The organism is Streptomyces sp. NPDC101166 (assembly GCF_044768125.1).
Lineage (GTDB): Bacteria > Actinomycetota > Actinomycetes > Streptomycetales > Streptomycetaceae > Streptomyces.
On record NZ_JBIWPF010000002.1, the window covers coordinates 422104 to 438150 of the forward strand.

At 73.8% G+C, this 16047-nt stretch carries 12 protein-coding genes and 1 pseudogene; 7 read left to right on the forward strand and 6 right to left on the reverse strand.

Translation table 11 applies throughout. From position 1 onward, the window contains the following. Nucleotides 1–280: pseudogene (locus tag ACIRS4_RS06240) on the reverse strand (hypothetical protein); the annotation flags it as partial. Between the two features lie 177 nt (nt 281–457). On the opposite strand from ACIRS4_RS06240, the gene ACIRS4_RS06245 reads away from it, so the two are divergent. Continuing rightward, the gene (locus ACIRS4_RS06245; RefSeq protein WP_352247213.1) at nt 458–760 is read left to right on the forward strand and encodes a DUF3040 domain-containing protein; all 303 of its coding nucleotides are present in this window, start codon (nt 458–460) and stop codon (nt 758–760) included. A 65-nt stretch (nt 761–825) separates the two neighbouring features. Here the strand turns inward: ACIRS4_RS06245 and ACIRS4_RS06250 are convergent, their stop codons facing one another. Further along, nucleotides 826–1410 carry an HAD hydrolase-like protein gene (locus tag ACIRS4_RS06250; RefSeq protein WP_404190714.1) on the reverse strand — a complete coding sequence of 195 codons (585 nt, stop codon included), beginning with the start codon at nt 1408–1410 and terminating at the stop codon, nt 826–828. 107 nt (nt 1411–1517) lie between these two features. On the opposite strand from ACIRS4_RS06250, the gene ACIRS4_RS06255 reads away from it, so the two are divergent. The 3 genes from ACIRS4_RS06255 (at nt 1518) to ACIRS4_RS06265 (ending at nt 4319) form a co-directional block, all read left to right on the forward strand. Further along, nucleotides 1518–2306: a polysaccharide deacetylase family protein gene (locus ACIRS4_RS06255; RefSeq protein ID WP_404190717.1), complete on the forward strand. Its 789-nt coding sequence runs from the start codon at nt 1518–1520 to the stop codon at nt 2304–2306. A gap of 154 nt (nt 2307–2460) precedes the next feature. Further along, complete coding sequence (locus ACIRS4_RS06260) at nt 2461–2913, forward strand: SRPBCC family protein (RefSeq protein WP_404190720.1); 453 nt, start codon at nt 2461–2463, stop codon at nt 2911–2913. A gap of 62 nt (nt 2914–2975) precedes the next feature. Then, complete coding sequence (locus ACIRS4_RS06265) at nt 2976–4319, forward strand: lanthionine synthetase LanC family protein (RefSeq protein ID WP_404190723.1); 1344 nt, start codon at nt 2976–2978, stop codon at nt 4317–4319. Here ACIRS4_RS06265 and ACIRS4_RS06270 read toward each other — a convergent pair. The 4 genes from ACIRS4_RS06270 to ACIRS4_RS06285 form a co-directional block, all read right to left on the reverse strand. Continuing rightward, nucleotides 4271–5422, reverse strand: a complete 1152-nt coding sequence (locus tag ACIRS4_RS06270) for an XdhC family protein (protein ID WP_404190726.1) — start codon at nt 5420–5422, stop codon at nt 4271–4273. The two genes, ACIRS4_RS06265 and ACIRS4_RS06270, sit on opposite strands and share 49 nt — an antisense overlap. A gap of 113 nt (nt 5423–5535) precedes the next feature. Then, nucleotides 5536–7938 (reverse strand): xanthine dehydrogenase family protein molybdopterin-binding subunit, encoded by a 2403-nt coding sequence (locus ACIRS4_RS06275; RefSeq protein WP_404190729.1) that lies wholly within the window; start codon nt 7936–7938, stop codon nt 5536–5538. Between the two features lie 2 nt (nt 7939–7940). Beyond that, the gene (locus ACIRS4_RS06280; protein ID WP_404190731.1) at nt 7941–8474 is read right to left on the reverse strand and encodes a (2Fe-2S)-binding protein; all 534 of its coding nucleotides are present in this window, start codon (nt 8472–8474) and stop codon (nt 7941–7943) included. Next, complete coding sequence (locus tag ACIRS4_RS06285) at nt 8474–9364, reverse strand: FAD binding domain-containing protein (RefSeq protein ID WP_404190734.1); 891 nt, start codon at nt 9362–9364, stop codon at nt 8474–8476. Before ACIRS4_RS06285 ends, ACIRS4_RS06280 begins: the two co-directional genes overlap by 1 nt. Before the next feature lie 389 nt (nt 9365–9753). On the opposite strand from ACIRS4_RS06285, the gene ACIRS4_RS06290 reads away from it, so the two are divergent. The 3 genes from ACIRS4_RS06290 to ACIRS4_RS06300 form a co-directional block, all read left to right on the forward strand. After that, nucleotides 9754–11832 carry a PucR family transcriptional regulator gene (locus tag ACIRS4_RS06290; RefSeq protein ID WP_404190737.1) on the forward strand — a complete coding sequence of 693 codons (2079 nt, stop codon included), beginning with the start codon at nt 9754–9756 and terminating at the stop codon, nt 11830–11832. Between the two features lie 164 nt (nt 11833–11996). Further along, nucleotides 11997–12755 (forward strand): hypothetical protein, encoded by a 759-nt coding sequence (locus tag ACIRS4_RS06295; RefSeq protein ID WP_404190742.1) that lies wholly within the window; start codon nt 11997–11999, stop codon nt 12753–12755. A gap of 682 nt (nt 12756–13437) precedes the next feature. Next, nucleotides 13438–16047: N-acetylmuramoyl-L-alanine amidase (locus tag ACIRS4_RS06300; RefSeq protein WP_404190745.1), on the forward strand; the 2610-nt coding region annotated here is incomplete at its 3' end.

A 16047-nucleotide genomic window follows, 5' to 3' on the forward strand; every position in this document is an offset into this window, starting at 1 on the left:
GCTTGGCGGGAGCCGGCTTCGCGGGGGCCGGCGTGATCACCGTGTCGCGTCCGACGCCGCGCAGGGTGATCCCGGGGGTGGTGATCCGCACGCTCTCCCTGAAGACGCCGCGGGTGAGCTGGACGGTGTCGCCGGGCTTGGCGGCGTTCACCGCCTTCTGGATCGACTGCCCGGGACGCACCACATGGGTCGAGTGGCCCGCGGCGGGCGAGGCGGCGCCGAGTCCGGTGCCGACGATCGCCGCGGTGCACGCCAGATACAGAATATGGCATTTCGTCATATGTGGGACGATATGCCCGCCCTTCTCGGGGCAGGCCGGGATGGGCCATCCGATGGCGTGTCACACGGCTGCCGCCCGCCCCGGGGCACCGCCCGCCAGTGACCGGCACCACCGTTAGTTCGGCTCGAGGCCGGGCACCTGGAAGGGGTCAGTGTCGGCCCGGGTGATGGAGGAACAGTGGCGACTGGCCGGCTTTCCGATGACGAGCGACGCATCCTGGCGGAGATGGAGCGGGCCCTGCGCCGCGACCGCCGCCTCGACAGACGACTGAGCACCCTGCACTGGCGTCCCGGGCTCTCCCGTATGACGTCCTACACCCCCCACCCCCTCACGGTCGCGCTGCTGCTCGCCGTGTCCATAGGCCTGATGGTCACCGGCGTCACCACCGCGCAGCCCCCCGTGATCTGGGCGTTCGCGGCGCTGTGGCCGCTCACTCTGTACGCGCTGTTCCGCCTGGCGTACCGGCGCGCGCAGACCTGAGCGACCTGGGCCCCGGCCCCCGGGCGGCCGCACCCGCCCGCGGCCGCTCCCCCGCCCCGCACACCTCAACCGGCCCCGTCCACCGGCCGGTAGGCCGCCACGATCGCCCGCTCGTCCACCAGGACGTGCTGCCGCGGCGGCCCGGACAGCAGCAGCCCGCGCACGGCGGTGAGCAGATCGGGCGCGACATGCCGCGCGCCGGCGGTCTCCTCGGGCCGGACGCCCGGCCCGGGAACGAGGATGCCGTGGGCGCCCGCCCGGCGCGCGGCCTCGACGCTGTCGCCGCTCGCGCCGACGACGGCGATCCGCTCGGGCGGCGTGCACAACCTGCCCGCCGCCCACAGCACCGGCCCGGACTCCCGGCGGCCGTCGTCCGGTTCCATGGCGTCCGGGCGGACCGCCCGGACGTCGAACGGACCGAGGAGTTCGTCGATCCGCTCGTCCACGCGACGCCGGTCCGCCTCGGACGGCCCGCCCAGCGCGCCGCCCCGACGGCGCGTCAGCACACCGGTGCGGACACCGCGGGACCGCAGCAGACCGAGCGCCTCGCGGGCGCCGGGTACGGGCCGGACCTGGTCGGGGTCACCGCCGTCGCCGCCCTCGACGAGAATGCCGTCCTGGTCGACGAGGACGACGCGAACGCTGCTCAAGGGGTTGTGGGTGGTCACCCCACCCGGGTGCCAGCTGATGTGCACCTCAAACACGCAGCCCACATCATTGCAGCTCAGAGGCTATGCGCACTGTGTATAGTCCCGGCATGCGAACTCAGATCAAGAAGACGGGGAAAACGGCGGTTCCGTTCCGCGCGGCCGGAATCGGGGCCCTCGCCGCCTGCCTCTCCCTCGCCCTGACCGGCTGCGCCGGCCTCGACACCACCGCGCCCAGCGCCGTCCGCGCGAAGGGCGGGCCCACCGCCCAGGCGGCCCGGCTGGGCCCGGTCGACTGCGGCGAGGTGAAGTGCATAGCGCTCACCTTCGACGCCGGCCCGAGCGAGAACTCCGCACGGCTGCTGGACATCCTCAAGGAAAGACAGGTGCCGGCGACGTTCTTCCTGCTCGGCGAACGGCACATCACCGCGTACCCGCAGCTCGTCAGACGCATGGCCGACGAGGGGCACGAGGTCGCCAGTCACACCTGGGACCACCGCATCCTCACGGAGCTGACGCCCCAGGAGATACGCGCCGAACTGGAGCGCCCCAATACGGAGATACAGCGTCTCACCGGCCGCCGGCCCACGCTGATGCGTCCGCCGCAGGGCCGTACGAACGACACCGTGCACGAGATATGCCGTGAGCTGGGCCTCGCGGAGGTGCTGTGGACGGTGACCGCGAAGGACTACACGACGGAGGACCCCGAGCTGATCCGGCGGCGCGTCCTGGACCAGGCCGACCGGGACGGGATCATCCTGCTGCACGACATCTACGCCGGGACCGTGCCCGCGGTGCCGGGGATCATCGACGCGCTCAAGGAGCGGGGGTACGTGTTCGTGACGGTGCCTCAACTGCTCGCGCCCGGGAAGGCGGAGCCGGGCAAGGTCTACCGGTGACCCGGGCGGCGCACGTTCCCGGCGGCCCGGTGGAGCGCACACCAGTGCGGAGAATCGTTTCGCGTGCTCCGGCGCGGGGAGCCGGGACTGGGCCGAGCGTGTGACCCGGCGGGTAAGTTCCCGTGTGGCGGCTCGTACTCCCTACGATCACCGTGTGGTCACCTTCCAGTTGGAACGCACGGCGCCCCTCAGCCTCGACGAGGCCTGGCGTCGCCTCACCGCGTGGCCCCGGCACGGTGACGTGGTCCCGTTGACCCGCGTCACCGTGGTCACCCCCGGGCCGACCCGCGAGGGCACGGTGTTCGTCGCCCGGTCCGGGGTGCGGCCGTTCGTCTTCGACGACCGTATGGAGGTCACCGTCTGGCGTCCGCCGTACACCGACGCAGACGGGGACGGGCCGGGACTGTGCAGGCTGGAGAAACGCGGCCGGATCGTCCTGGGGTGGGCGGAGATCGAAGTGCGGCCGGGGCCGGGCGGGCGCGCCCGGGTCGTCTGGCGCGAGGAACTGCGGGTGCGCTTCCTGCCGTCCCTGTTCGACCCGCTGCTGCGGACCTCGGCCCGCACTCTGTTCGGCCGCGCCGCCAACCGCCTCCTGCGCCGCCCGTGACCGGTTCCTGACCTGCGAACAACCCCCTGGGCAGCGGCCGTTGGCCATGGCAGGCTGAACACATGACGGCGGCGAACGAAGACGCGACGCACACGGAGGATCTGTCCGGCGGTCTCAGCGCGGGCGAGGTGGAGGCACTGGCCTCTGACGGGCTGCGCTGGCTGCTCGGGGTGGCCCGGCAGACGGAGGGCGGCGGGCTGGGCTGGCCCGCCCGGCCCTCGGACGCGGCGCTCGAACCGGAGCTGTACGGCGGGACGGCCGGGATCGTGCCCACCCTGCTGGAGGCGCGGCGGCACTTCGGGGACGACTCCTACGGCGACGCGGCCCTGCGGGCGGCGCGCCACCTCGAGGCCGCCGCAGAGGTAGCCGAAGACGACTCCCTGTACTTCGGCCGCACCGGCATGGCGCTCGCCTTGCGCGCCGTCCAGCGCGAGCTGGGCGACGACGCGGCCGGCGCCGCCGCCGACCGGGCGCTGGAGCGGGTGCGCTCCCGCTTCGACGGAACGCGCTGGGGCGAGCTGTTCGAGCTGATGGGCGGCAACGCGGGCATCGGCCTGGGCGCGCTCGCCGCCGGGGACGCGGAACTGGCCGTCCTCGCGCTGGAGCCGTACGCGCGCACGGCGGAGGAGACGGAGGCGGGGGTCACCTGGGCGCACGCGCACCGTCCGGGCTTGGTGCCCCGGCTGCACCACATCTCGCACGGCTCGCTCGGCATCGTGTACGCGCTCGCCGCCGTCGGCGGGGCGACCGGCCGCGCGGACTTCCTGGCGCTGGCGCGGGCCGGAGCCGCGAACGTGACGGCCCGTGACGAGGCCGGCCCGGACGGCTTCCTGGTCCCCCACTCCGATCCGCAGTACCGGCCCGACCTGGTGGAGCGGCACAGCTACGGCTGGTGCCACGGCCCGACGGGCGACGCTCAGGTCTTCCGGCTGCTGCGGGACGTGCTGGCCGAGCCCGGCTGGCAGGACCTCGCCGACCGCTGCTGGCACACGGTGACGCACTCAGGTCTCCCCCGGCGGCTGCGGCCCGGTTTCTGGGACAACAACGCCCGCTGCTGCGGCACGGCGGGCGTACTGGCGCTGGCCTGCGACCGGATCGCCGAGCAGGGCGACGCCCCGGACTTCGCGCACGTCCTGGTGGCCGACCTCGTCGCCCGCGCCACCCGGGACGCGGACGGGGCCCGCTGGTCGAACGTCGAGCACCGGGCCACGCCGAGCGTGCTGGAACCGGCCACCGGCTGGGCCGCGGGCGCCGCGGGCATCGTGCGCGAGCTGCTGCGCTTCGTCCGGGTGAGCGGGAAGGGCGACCCCGGCTACGCGTTCGCCTGGCCGGACCAGCCGGCGGTGCGCCCGCATGTTCAGGCGACGGAGCCGATCCGCCCGGCGGGCCCGGGCGCGCCGTCGTGATGGATGGGGGTGTGCGCGCCGGCCAGGGGGACGCCGCTGCCGCCCCGCCGTTCGGCGACGATCTCCGCGGCGATGGACAGCGCGGTCTCCTCGGGGGTGCGGGCGCCCAGGTCGAGGCCGATGGGTGAGCGCAGCCGCGCCAGCTCCCGTTCGGTGACGCCCACGTCGCGCAGCCGGGCGGCGCGGTCGAGATGGGTGCGGCGGGAGCCCATGGCGCCTACGTAGGCGACGGGCAGCCGCAGCGCCAGCCGGAGCAGCGGGACGTCGAACTTGGCGTCGTGGGTGAGGACGCACAGCACGGTGCGGCCGTCCACGCGGGTGCGCTCCAGATAGCGGTGCGGCCATTCGACGGCGATCGCGTCGGCCTGCGGGAACCGCTCCCTCGTCGCGAACACCGGGCGGGCGTCGCACACGGTGACGTGGTAGCCGAGGAACTTCCCGACGCGCACCAGGGCCGCCGCGAAGTCGATCGCGCCGAAGACGATCATGCGGGGCGGCGGGGCCGAGGACTCGACGAGGACGGTGAGCGGGGCCCCGCAGCGGGAGCCGCGCGCCCCGATCTCCAGGGCGCCGGTGCGGCCGGCGTCGAGGAAGGCTCCGGCCTCGGCGGCGACCGTGCGGTCCAGTTCGGGGTGGCCGCCGAAGCCGCCGTCGTGGGAGCCGTCGGGGCGGACGAGCAGGGCGCGTCCGACGAGGCCGGCCGGGCCGGAGACGATCCGGGCGAGCGCCGCCGTCGCGCCGCTCGCGGCGGCGGCGAGCGCGGCCGCGACCACCGGGCGGGCGGGGTCGGCGGCCCGTACCGGGGTGACGAGGACGTCGATGGCTCCGCCGCAGGTCAGACCGATGGCGAAGGCGTCGTCGTCGCTGTGGCTGAACCGTTGGAGGACCGGTTCGCCGTCCTGGAGGGCCTGTCGGCACAGGTCGTAGACGGCGCTCTCCACGCAGCCGCCGGAGACCGAGCCGACCGCCGTTCCGTCGGCGTCCACCGCGAGGGCCGCGCCGGGCCGGCGGGGCGCGCTGCCGCTGACGGAGACCACGGTGGCGACGGCGAAGTCACGTCCCTGCCCGACCCACCGGTCGAGTTCCTCGGCGATGTCCAGCATGTCTGAAGTCTCCTTGCCGTGCGCTCCTGAGACGGGTTCCCGCAGGGACGGCCGGTGCACGCCCGGCCGGCCGTCGATCGTGCGAGGGCGCGGTGACCCGCGGGAGCGCGCGCTCAGCGGGGGTGCTGCTCCGGTGCCGTGCCCGTGAGGTGTTCCGGGCGAACGGGTGTCCTGTTCAGTTCCAGGCCCGTCGCGTCGCGGACGGCCGCGAGGACCGCAGGGGTCGAGGACAGGGTGGGGGCCTCGCCGATGCCGCGCAGGCCGTACGGGGCGTGGGTGTCGGCGAGTTCGAGGACGTCGACGGGGATGCTCGGGGTGTCGAGGATGGTGGGGATCAGGTAGTCCGTGAAGGAGGGGTTGCGCACCTTCGCGGTCCTCGGGTCGACGACGATCTCCTCCATGACGGCGATGCCGAGGCCCTGGGTGGTGCCGCCCTGGATCTGGCCCAGCACGGACAGCGGGTTGAGGGCCTTGCCGACGTCCTGGGCGCAGGCCAGCTCGACGACCTTCACCATGCCCAGTTCGGTGTCGACCTCGACGACGGCGCGGTGCGCGGCGAAGGAGTACTGGACGTGCCCGTTGCCCTGGCCGGTGCGCGGATCGAACGGCTCGGTGGGCCGGTGCCGCCACTCCTGTTCGACCTCGACGGCCTCCTCGCCGAGCACGTCCACCAGGTCGGCGAGCGCCTCGCCGCCGTCGGTGACGACCTTGCCGCCCTCCAGGCGGAGTTCGGCGGTGGCCCAGGCCGGGTGGTGGGCGCCGAACTTGCGACGACCGATGTCCAGCACCTTCTCGCGCACCAGCTCGCAGGCGTTCTTCACGGCCCCGCCGGTGACGTACGTCTGCCGTGAGGCGGAGGTGGAGCCGGCGCTGCCGACCCGGGTGTCGGCCGGGTCGATCGTCACCCGGGCGACGCCCAGCTCGGTGCGGGCGATCTGGGCATGGACGGTGACGCCGCCCTGGCCGACCTCGGCCATGGCCGTGTGGACGGTGGCGACCGCCTCACCGCCGACCACCTCCATGCGCACGCGGGCCGTCGAGTAGTCGTCGAAGCCCTCGGAGAAGCCGACGTTCTTGATCCCGACGGCGTAGCCGACCCCGCGGACGACGCCCTCCCCGTGGGTGGTGTTGGACAGCCCGCCGGGCAGCTGCCGTACGTCGGCGCCCTCGCTGCTCTCCCACTGGCGCTCGGGCGGCATCGGCATGGCCTTGACGCGGCGCAGGAGTTCGGCGACGGGGGCGGGAGAGTCCACCGGCTGGCCCGTCGGCATGATCGAGCCCTGTTCCATGGCGTTCAGCTGCCGGAACTCCACGGGGTCCAGGCCGAGTTCCTTGGCCAGCTTGTCCATCTGCGCCTCGTAGGCGAAGCAGGCCTGGACCGCGCCGAAGCCGCGCATCGCCCCGCAGGGCGGGTTGTTGGTGTAGAGGGCGATCGCCTCGATGTCGACGTCGTCGACGACGTACGGGCCGACGCCGAGCGAGGAGGCATTGCCGACCACGGCCGGGCTGGCGGAGGCGTACGCGCCGCCGTCGAGGACGATGCGGCACCTGACGTGGGTGAGCTTGCCGTCGCGGGTGGCGCCGTGCTCGTAGAACAGCTTGGCGGGATGGCGGTGGACGTGTCCGAAGAACGACTCGAACCGGTTGTAGACGATCTTGACGGGTTTGCCGGTGCGCAGGGCGAGCAGGCAGGCGTGGATCTGCATCGACAGGTCCTCGCGCCCGCCGAACGCGCCGCCGACGCCGGCCAGCGTCATCCGCACCTTCTCGGGCGGGAGGCCGAGCACGGGGGCCATCTGCCTGAGGTCGCTGTGCAGCCACTGGGTGGCGATGTAGAGGTGGACGCCGCCGTCCTCCTCGGGCACGGCGAGGCCGGACTCGGGGCCGAGGAAGGCCTGGTCCTGCATGCCGAAGGTGTACTCGCCGCGGACCACGACGTCGGCCCTGCGCGCCGCTGCCGCCGCGTCGCCGCGGACGATCGGCTGCCGGTGGACGATGTTGGGGTGCGGGACGTGGCCGCTGTGGTGGTCGGTGCGGTTCTCATGGACCAGGACGGCGTCGGCGGCGGTCGCGGAGGCCTCGTCGGTGACGACGGGCAGCTCGCGGTACTCGACCTTGATCTTCGCGGCGGCGCGGCGGGCGGTCTCCGGGTGGTCGGCGGCGACGAGGGCGACCGGCTCGCCGTGGTGGCGGACCTTGCCGTGGGCGAGGACCGGGGTGTCCCGGATCTCCAGGCCGTAGTGGCGCACCTCGGTGGGCAGGTCGTCGTACGTCAGCACGGCGTACACGCCCGGGGTGGCGAGGGCCTCGGCGGTGTCGAGGGAGACGATCTCGGCGTGGGCGACGGTGGAGCGCAGGATCTGGCCCCACAGCATGTCCTCGTGCCACAGGTCGGAGGAGTACGCGAACTCGCCGGTGACCTTGAGGACGCCGTCGGGGCGCAGGGTGGACTCGCCGACGCCGCCCTTGGTCCGCGTGCCCTGGGTGATCCTGGCAGGGGCTCCGTTCGTAGGCATGGTCAGCCCGCCTCCTGCTGCCGGGCGGCCGCGAGCCGGACCGCGTCCATGATCTTCTCGTAGCCGGTGCAGCGGCACAGGTTGCCCGAGAGGGCCTCCCGGATGTCCGCGTCGGAGGGGTCGGGGTCGCGTTCGAGCATCTCGTCGGCGGCGATCAGCAGGCCGGGCGTGCAGAAGCCGCACTGGACGGCGCCGGCGTCGATGAACGCCTGCTGCACGGGCGAGAGTTCGGCCTCGTCCCCGGGGTGGGCGGCGGTGCGGCCGGCGTCCGCGCCGTGCGCGCGCTGCCGGGCGTACCGCGCGAGCCCTTCGACGGTGACGATCTCGCGGCCCTCGGCCTGGCCTGCGGCGACGAGGCACGCGCAGACCGGGACGCCGTCGAGGCGGACCGTGCAGGACCCGCACTCGCCCTGTTCGCAGGCGTTCTTGGACCCGGGCAGCCCGAGCCGCTCGCGCAGCACGTACAGCAGGGACTCGCCCTCCCATACGTCGTCGGCCTCCTGCGGACGGCCGTTGACGGTGAAGTGGACGCGCATCAGGCGGCTCCCTCGCTCGGGCGGCGGCCGCCGCGGTAGGACTCCCAGGTCCAGGTCAGCGTGCGGCGGGCCATGACGCCGACGGCGTGCCGGCGATAGCCGGCGGTGCCCCGTACGTCGTCGATGGGGTTGCAGGCGGCGGCGCACAGGTCGGCGAACCGCTTGGCGACGGCAGGGGTGACGATCTTCCCGTTGTCCCAGAAGCCGCCCTCGTCGAGCGCCGCGTTCAGGAACTCCTCGGCGGCCTCGGCCCGGATGGGGGTCGGCGCGGCGGAGCCGATGCCGGTGCGCACGGTGCGCGAGGACGGGTGCAGGGCGAGACCGAACGCGCAGACGGCGATGACCATGGCGTTGCGGGTGCCGACCTTGGAGAACTGCTGCGGCCCGTCGGCCCTGCGGACGTGCACGGCGCGGATCAGCTCGTCAGGGGCGAGCGCGTTGCGCTTCACGCCGGTGTAGAAGGCGTCGATCGGGATCAGGCGGGTGCCGCGCACCGAGACGGCCTCGACCTCGGCGCCGGCCGCGAGGAGGGCGGGGTGGGCGTCGCCGGCCGGGGAGGCGGTGCCGAGGTTGCCGCCGACCCCGCCGCGGTTGCGGATCTGCGGGGAGGCGACCGTGTGGGAGGCGAGGGCCAGCCCGGGGAGCTCGGAACGCAGGTGCTCCATGATCCGGGTGTACGGGACGGAGGCGCCGAGCCGCACGCTGTCCTCGCCGACCTCCCATTCGTACAGGTCCGGCACGCGGCTGAGGTCGAGGAGGTGCTCGGGACGCCGGTGGTCGAAGTTGAGCTCGACCATCACGTCGGTGCCCCCGGCGATCGGCACGGCGGCGGGGTGCTCGGCCTTCGCGGCGAGCGCCTCCTCCCAGCCGGCGGGGCGAAGGAAGTCCATGACCGGCTCTCTTCCACGTCTCGGGATCGGACGGAGTCTCGGGGTCGGCGGAGTCCTGCAACGGGTCGGATCAAGCCACTGCGCGCTCGGCGGGCCCGGCTCGCACATGTGCTGTTCACGCCGAGTGGGCTCAGTACACAGCGCCGTACGCCGAGCGGGTCAGTCACCGAAACCATGAAGGAGTTCGCTGGCCAGGGAGGTCATCTTGTAGATTCGTATGAAAGGAGGTCCTCCGTAACCTCCGGGCTTTCCGATGGAAACGCACGACACACCCCGTGTGACCTGGAACACGGGCACCCGTCGATGATCCTTCGGGATTCGGCGCGATCCATCTGCTTTCCATCGTGTTTCCATCGTGGTTTTCGAGACAAGGAACGGCGGCGACGAGAATGCGGCTGCGCGCACTGCTGGACACCGACGCCCTGGGCCTCAGGCTGCTCGGCGGCGAGGCCGAGCTGGACCGCACGGTGCGCGGTGTGATGACCACCGACCTGCGCGACCCCAGCCGCTACCTCTCCGGCGGTGAGCTGGTCCTGTCCGGCCTTGCCTGGCGCCGGGACGCCGCCGACTCCGATCCTTTCGTACGGATCCTGGTGCAGGCCGGCGTGGCCGCGCTGGCGGCGGGCACGGCGGAGCTGGGCGACGTCCCCGAGGACCTGGTGGTGGCCTGCGCCCGGCATCGCCTGCCGCTGTTCGCGGTGCACGAGTCGGTGGCGTTCGCGTCGATCACCGAGCACGTGGTGCGGCAGGTGTCCGGGGAGCGGGCCGGGGACCTCGCGGCCGTCGTCGACCGGCACCGCCGGATGATGACCTCCGGTCCGGCGGGCGGCGGCCCGGACGTGGTCCTGGACCTGCTCGGCACCGACCTGGACCTGCGCGCCTGGGTGCTCTCCCCGACGGGACGGCTCATCGCGGGCGCGAAGCGCGCGGGCGGTTCTGCGGGCGGGTCCGGTCCGGTGGCCGGGGGCGCTTCCCGGCCGGCGGGCGGAGCCGGGGCGACGGGAACCGGGGCGGGCGCGGGGGCCGGTTCCGGGGTCGTGGCCGCCTCTGCGGCCCTGTCCGCCTCCGCGGCCGTGGCCGGTTCCGCGGCGGCGGGGGCCAGGGGCGCGTCGTCCGGGGCGGGGGCCGTGCCGTCGGCCGAGGTGTGCGCACGGCTCGCCGGCGAGCACCTGGCGGCCGTCCGCACGGGCCGGCGCGGCCCGCACCGGGTCATCGTCGGGCAGACGACGTACTCGCTCTTCCCCATCCGCAGCGCCGGCCGCCCCCCGCAGGCCGGGCACAGCACGCAGCCGCAGGGTGACGTGCGCGAGACCGTGCTGTCGGACTGGCTGCTGGCCGTCGAGGCGGACGCCGGGGACTGGGCGGAGGAGCGCCTCGACCTGCTCCAGGGCGTCACCCAGCTGATCGCGGTCGAGCGGGACCGCCGGGACGCGGCGCGCACGGTGCGCCGCCGGCTCGCGCAGGAGGTGCTGGAGCTGGTGCAGACGGGCGCCGCGCCCGCCGAGATCGCGGCCCGGCTGCGCGTGGCCGCCCCGGTGCTGCTCCCCGGCCTGGGCGCGGCCCCCCACTGGCAGGTGGTGGTGGCCCGGGTCGAGTGGAGCGCCGGGGGCGCCCCGGCCGGGGGGAGCTCGGCAGGCGGCGCCGACGGGACGCTCCCGGGCGGTGCGGCGGGGTCCGGCGCGGGCGGCTCGGGCCGTGGCGCGGCTTCGGCGGCCGCCTCCGCCGGGGGCCGCCGCCAGGGCGGCACGAGCGCCTCGCAGACGTCGGGCGCGGCCGTCGCCGCGGGCCCGGCCCCGGGTGGGGACACCGCCGGCGGTCCGGTCGCGCAGGCGCTGCTGGAGGAGATCCTCGTCGACCCGCACGCCACCGGCCCCGAGCCGTCCGACCGTATCGCCGTCGCGCACACCGGCGGCGAGGCCGTCGCCCTCGTCCCCCTCCCGGCGGTCTCCGCGGAGCACGACGGGACCGAGACCGGCGTCCTCGCCGACGCTCTCCTCGCCGCCGTGCGGGAGCCGCTGTCGGCGGGGCTGGGCGACGACGGCCGGATCACGCTGGGCGTCAGCGCGGCGGTGCACTCGGCGGAGGGGCTGCGGGGCGCGCTGGAGGAGGCGCGGCACGCACGCCGGGTGGCGGCGGCCCGTCCCGGCCGGGTGTGCGCGGCGGGTCACCAGGAGCTGGCCTCGCACGTGCTGCTGCTGCCGTTCGTCCCGGACGACGTCCGCCGCGCGTTCACCGCCCGTCTGCTGGACCCCCTGCGCGACTACGACCGCCGGCACCGCGCCGAGCTGATCCCGACGCTGGAGGCGTTCCTGGACTGCGACGGCTCGTGGACCCGGTGCGCGTCCCGACTGCACCTCCACGTCAACACGCTGCGCTACCGCGTCGGCCGGATCGAGCAGTTGACGGGTCGTGACCTGTCGCGCCTGGAGGACAAGCTGGACTTCTTCCTGGCGCTGCGGATGAGCTGACGAATCGGCGTGCGCGGGCCGAAACCCCGGCGGCCCGGGGATCCCACGACTTTGTGAAATCCTTCACCCGCCCCCTTGGCCCGGCCCCGTGATCCGTGCTGAGATGCCGCCACCACTCATAGCTCGATGGCGTGCTCGGGGAGGGCAACGTGGCGCACTCCGCCATGTCTGGCAACGGAACGACCGCCGGCGACGATCCGCTCCAGACCGCGGTATGGCGGCTGCGCTCACGCGCCTGCTGGGCCGACGCCGCGGCCCTCCTCCCGGCCGGGACCGCGGCGGGGTCGGCGCAGAGGGCCGCGCTGCTGGTCGAACGGTGTCTCTACACCGAGCAGGGCTGGCAGGAGGCGGAGGACGCGCTGCGTACGGCGGAGGCGCTCGCCCACAGCGACGAGGAGCGGGGGGCGGCGGCTTGTGAACGAGGGCACTTGGCGTACGCGGCGACCGTGCACCGGGTGCGCGACCGGGTCGACGAGGCGCGCGCCGCGCTCGGCCGGGCCGCCGCGCTGATCCCGCCGGGGGCGCCGGCCCGGGCGCTGCTGGACTTCCGGCGGGGGCTGCTCGCGGAGAACCTGACCCGCGCTCCGCAGGCGGCGCGGGCCGCGTACCGGCGGGCCCACACGGCGGCGGCGGAGCACTCGGACACGCTGCTGCTGTCGTTCACGTGGCGGCATCTGGCCGGCCTGGCCCTGCGGGACGGGGAACTGGCGGAGGCACGGCGGGGGTTCGCCGAATCGCTGCGGATCAGGGAGGAGTTGGGCTATCTCGTGGGCACGGCGCCGGCGCTGGCGTCCCTGGCGGACGCGGAGACCGAACCCGAGGCGTCCCGCCTCCGCGAGGAGGCCCGCCGCCTGCACCGCCTCCTGGGAGGAGTCCCGACCTGGCTGACCCGCCACCTGACCCCACCGGCGGCGACGGCGTGACCACCCGTGCCCGGGAACGCAGAAGCGTCACACAGGGCGTCAAGGCCGGGGGAGGTCATGCGTCGGGTGATCGGGCCTCTCGCGAGCAGACGTCGAGTGCCGCCTGCTGAACACCGAGATCGGCGATGAGCGTCCGTCAGGTGGGGCAGTACCTCCTCCGGGCGTTCCACGAACTTCCAAGAGTCGACGACCTTTGTCCCGCAGCGCCGGCCGGCTCGGGCTTTTCGCGCGGTTGTCCCGCAACGGGCAACACACGGGTCAAGTTTGTGCCGTGCGCAAAGAAAGAAACGCCCTTTCAGTTGGGCCCAGTGGCCTCGAAAAGCCGCCCGTACCCGTCGGATCGGAATTCCCCTGCGGGGGCTGACGGGGCGGCCGACCGCCTGGCCCGCTCACCGTCCGCCGCCCGGGGGCCCGTACTCCCATGCGTGAATCCCCAGGTCAGCCGCGCCTCTTCGTCAGGGCGCGATGCAGGCGCCTGCTGCGGGTCCGGGCCGGACCGGACCCGCAGCAGGCGTGCGGCCGGGCCGGATTCGGCGGATGAAGCCCAGAGTTCTTTACCCGGAAGCGCGCGCTCTCTGCCCTGTTAGGCTCCCGCTGCTTTTATCGGACATGCGTTTTTCTGCGGATCGAGGTCCCCTTGAACGCGAGACATCGGAGGGCCCGGTCACGTCGGTGGCTGGGTGTGGCCGGCGGGGTCGCGGTCGGAGGGCTCGTCATCGGCGCGGTCACCCAGACCGCCCTGGGAGCGGCCGCGGTCGCGAGCGGGGCCGCCGCCACCGGTGCGGCGGCGTCCGCGTCGGCCGGACGCCCTTCGCGCACGCTCGAGGCGGACTTCCGCTCGGCCGCCGCCGAGTTCCATGTGCCCGACAGCGTGCTGATGGCCGTCTCCTACCAGGAGACGCTGTGGGAGTCGCACCGCGGTAGCCCCTCCGTCACCGGCAACTACAACGTCATGGGCCTGACCTCGGTCAGCTCCGCCGATCTGCGGCCGCAGCCGGGCCAGGGGCCGGAGACCGACGACTACGGCGACGACTTGCGCGCGCTGCACCACCACTCCGCGCGGAACGGCGCCCCCGCGCAGTCCGACACGGCCGGCCCGCCGGCGCGGATCACCCCGGCGATGCGCACGCTCGACACCGCGGCGTCGATGATCCACGCGTCGCCGACGGCCCTGCGCAGTTCCATGCGTCAGAGCGTTCGCGGCGCCGCCGCGCTGCTCGTCTCCGACGAACGTCAGGCCGTCGGCTCGCTGCCCTCCGACCCCGGCCAGTGGTATCCGGCCGTTTCCCGCTTCAGCCAGTCCGACGACGCCCGGGTCGCCCAGCAGTTCGCCGACCGCGTCTACGCCACCGTCCGCGTCGGCGCCCACCGGGTCACCACGGACCACCAGGAGGTGACGCTGCCCGCCGACCCCTCGGTGACCGTCCGAAGGTCCGTCTCGGTCAGCCCCGACCTGCGGCCCTCGGTCCGCCAAGCCTCGGCGACCACCGCCCCGGCTCCGGTGATCCGACAGGCCTCGGCCACCACCGCCCCGGCCCCCGAGTGTCCTTCCTCGCTGGCCTGCACCTTCACCCCCGCCGCGTACGCACCGAACGGCACCGGCGACCAGAGCGACTACGGCAACTACGACCTGGCGAACCGTCCGGCGGACGGCGACACCGTCGACACCCTCGTCCTCCACGACACCGAGAGCACCGCTTCCGCCGCGATCAGCCAGTTCCAGAACCCGTCGAGCTACGCCAGCGCCCACTACGTGATCGGCGACGACGGCTCGGTCACCCAGATGGTGCAGACCAAGGACATCGCCTGGCACGCCGGCAACAAGTACGTCAACGATCACTCGATCGGCATCGAGCACGAGGGTTTCGCGCTGGACTACGGCAGTTGGTACACCGAGCAGGAGTACCAGTCCTCCGCGGCGCTGGTGAACTACCTGGCCCAGCGGTTCGGCATCCCGCTCGACCGCGAGCACGTCATCGGCCACGACGATGTCCCCGGCCCTCTCGACGCCTACTACGAGGGCATGCACTGGGATCCCGGACCGTGGTGGAACTGGAGCCACTACCTGTCACTGCTGGGGGCGTCCCCCGACGGCGACGGCATGCCGGTGGTCGGCGGCGAGGTCACCGTCGACCCCCCGTGGAGCACCGGCTACGAGCCGACCGTCACCGGGTGCGGATCAGCCGCCACCACCTGCCCCGCCAACCCTGCCGACTTCGTCTACCTGCGGACCGGCCCGTCCACCACCGCCTCACTGATCACCGACCCCGAGTACACGGCGGACGGCCGCCCCACCGGCACCACCCTTGGCTGGGACTGGACGGACAAGGCCGTCTCCGGCCAGACCTTCGTGGTCGCCGCGGTGCAGGGCGACTGGACGGCCATCTGGTACGACGGCCAGAAGGCGTGGTTCTACAACCCCGGCGGCGCCTACACCACGGCCGACACGGGCGTCGAGCAGCACCTGATCACCGCCGCGGGGACGTCGGCGGTCGCGGTCTACGGCCGCGCCTACCCAGAGACCACGGCCTACCCCTCCGGCCTGAGCGCCACCGCCTCGGACCCCGACCAGCAGCTGACTCCGCTGAGCCACGAGACGATCCAGCCCGGCCAGTCGTACACCGCGCTGCCCGCGGTCACCGGCGACTACTACTACGCCGAGGACATCAACTGCGCGGCGAGCCCCGACTGCACGTTCGTCCAGGGCGCCACGCGCTACTACCCGATCCGCTACAACCACCGCCTCGCCTACGTGAAGGCGAGCGACGTCACGCTCACCCAGCCGGTCGTGCCGCCCACCGGCACGCTCGTCCCCGTCGCCCCGACGCGGATCATGGACACGCGTTCGGGGACGGGTGTGCCCCGGGCGAAGGTCGGTCCGGGCGGCACGGTCGGCCTCCAGGTCGCCGGCACGGACGGCGTCCCGGCGAGCGGCGTCACCGCGGTGGTCATGAACGTCACGGCGACGGCCGCGACGGCGTCGAGTTTCGTCACCGTCCACCCGGACGGCGTCACCCGGCCGAGCGCGTCGAACCTGAACTTCACCGCCGGGGAGACGATTCCCAACCTCGTCGTGGTGCCGGTGGTCGACGGCAAGGTCGACTTCTACAACCGCTACGGCAGCGTCGACCTCATCGCCGACCTGACCGGCTACTTCACCAGTGACGGCAGCGGTTCCCGGCTCACCAGCCTCACCCCGACGCGGATCATGGACACGCGTTCGGGGACGGGTGTGCCCCGGGCGAAGGTCGGTCCGGGCGGCACGGTCGGCCTCCAGGTCGCCGGCACGGAC

Coding starts and splice junctions, on each gene's coding strand:
- ACIRS4_RS06290 (WP_404190737.1), top strand. CDS start 9,754: ATGCGGCTGCGCGCACTGCTGGACACCGACGCCCTGGGCCTCAGGCTG.
- ACIRS4_RS06285 (WP_404190734.1), bottom strand. CDS start 9,364: ATGGACTTCCTTCGCCCCGCCGGCTGGGAGGAGGCGCTCGCCGCGAAG.
- ACIRS4_RS06270 (WP_404190726.1), bottom strand. CDS start 5,422: ATGCTGGACATCGCCGAGGAACTCGACCGGTGGGTCGGGCAGGGACGT.
- ACIRS4_RS06255 (WP_404190717.1), top strand. CDS start 1,518: ATGCGAACTCAGATCAAGAAGACGGGGAAAACGGCGGTTCCGTTCCGC.
- ACIRS4_RS06265 (WP_404190723.1), top strand. CDS start 2,976: ATGACGGCGGCGAACGAAGACGCGACGCACACGGAGGATCTGTCCGGC.
- ACIRS4_RS06280 (WP_404190731.1), bottom strand. CDS start 8,474: ATGCGCGTCCACTTCACCGTCAACGGCCGTCCGCAGGAGGCCGACGAC.
- ACIRS4_RS06275 (WP_404190729.1), bottom strand. CDS start 7,938: ATGCCTACGAACGGAGCCCCTGCCAGGATCACCCAGGGCACGCGGACC.
- ACIRS4_RS06295 (WP_404190742.1), top strand. CDS start 11,997: ATGTCTGGCAACGGAACGACCGCCGGCGACGATCCGCTCCAGACCGCG.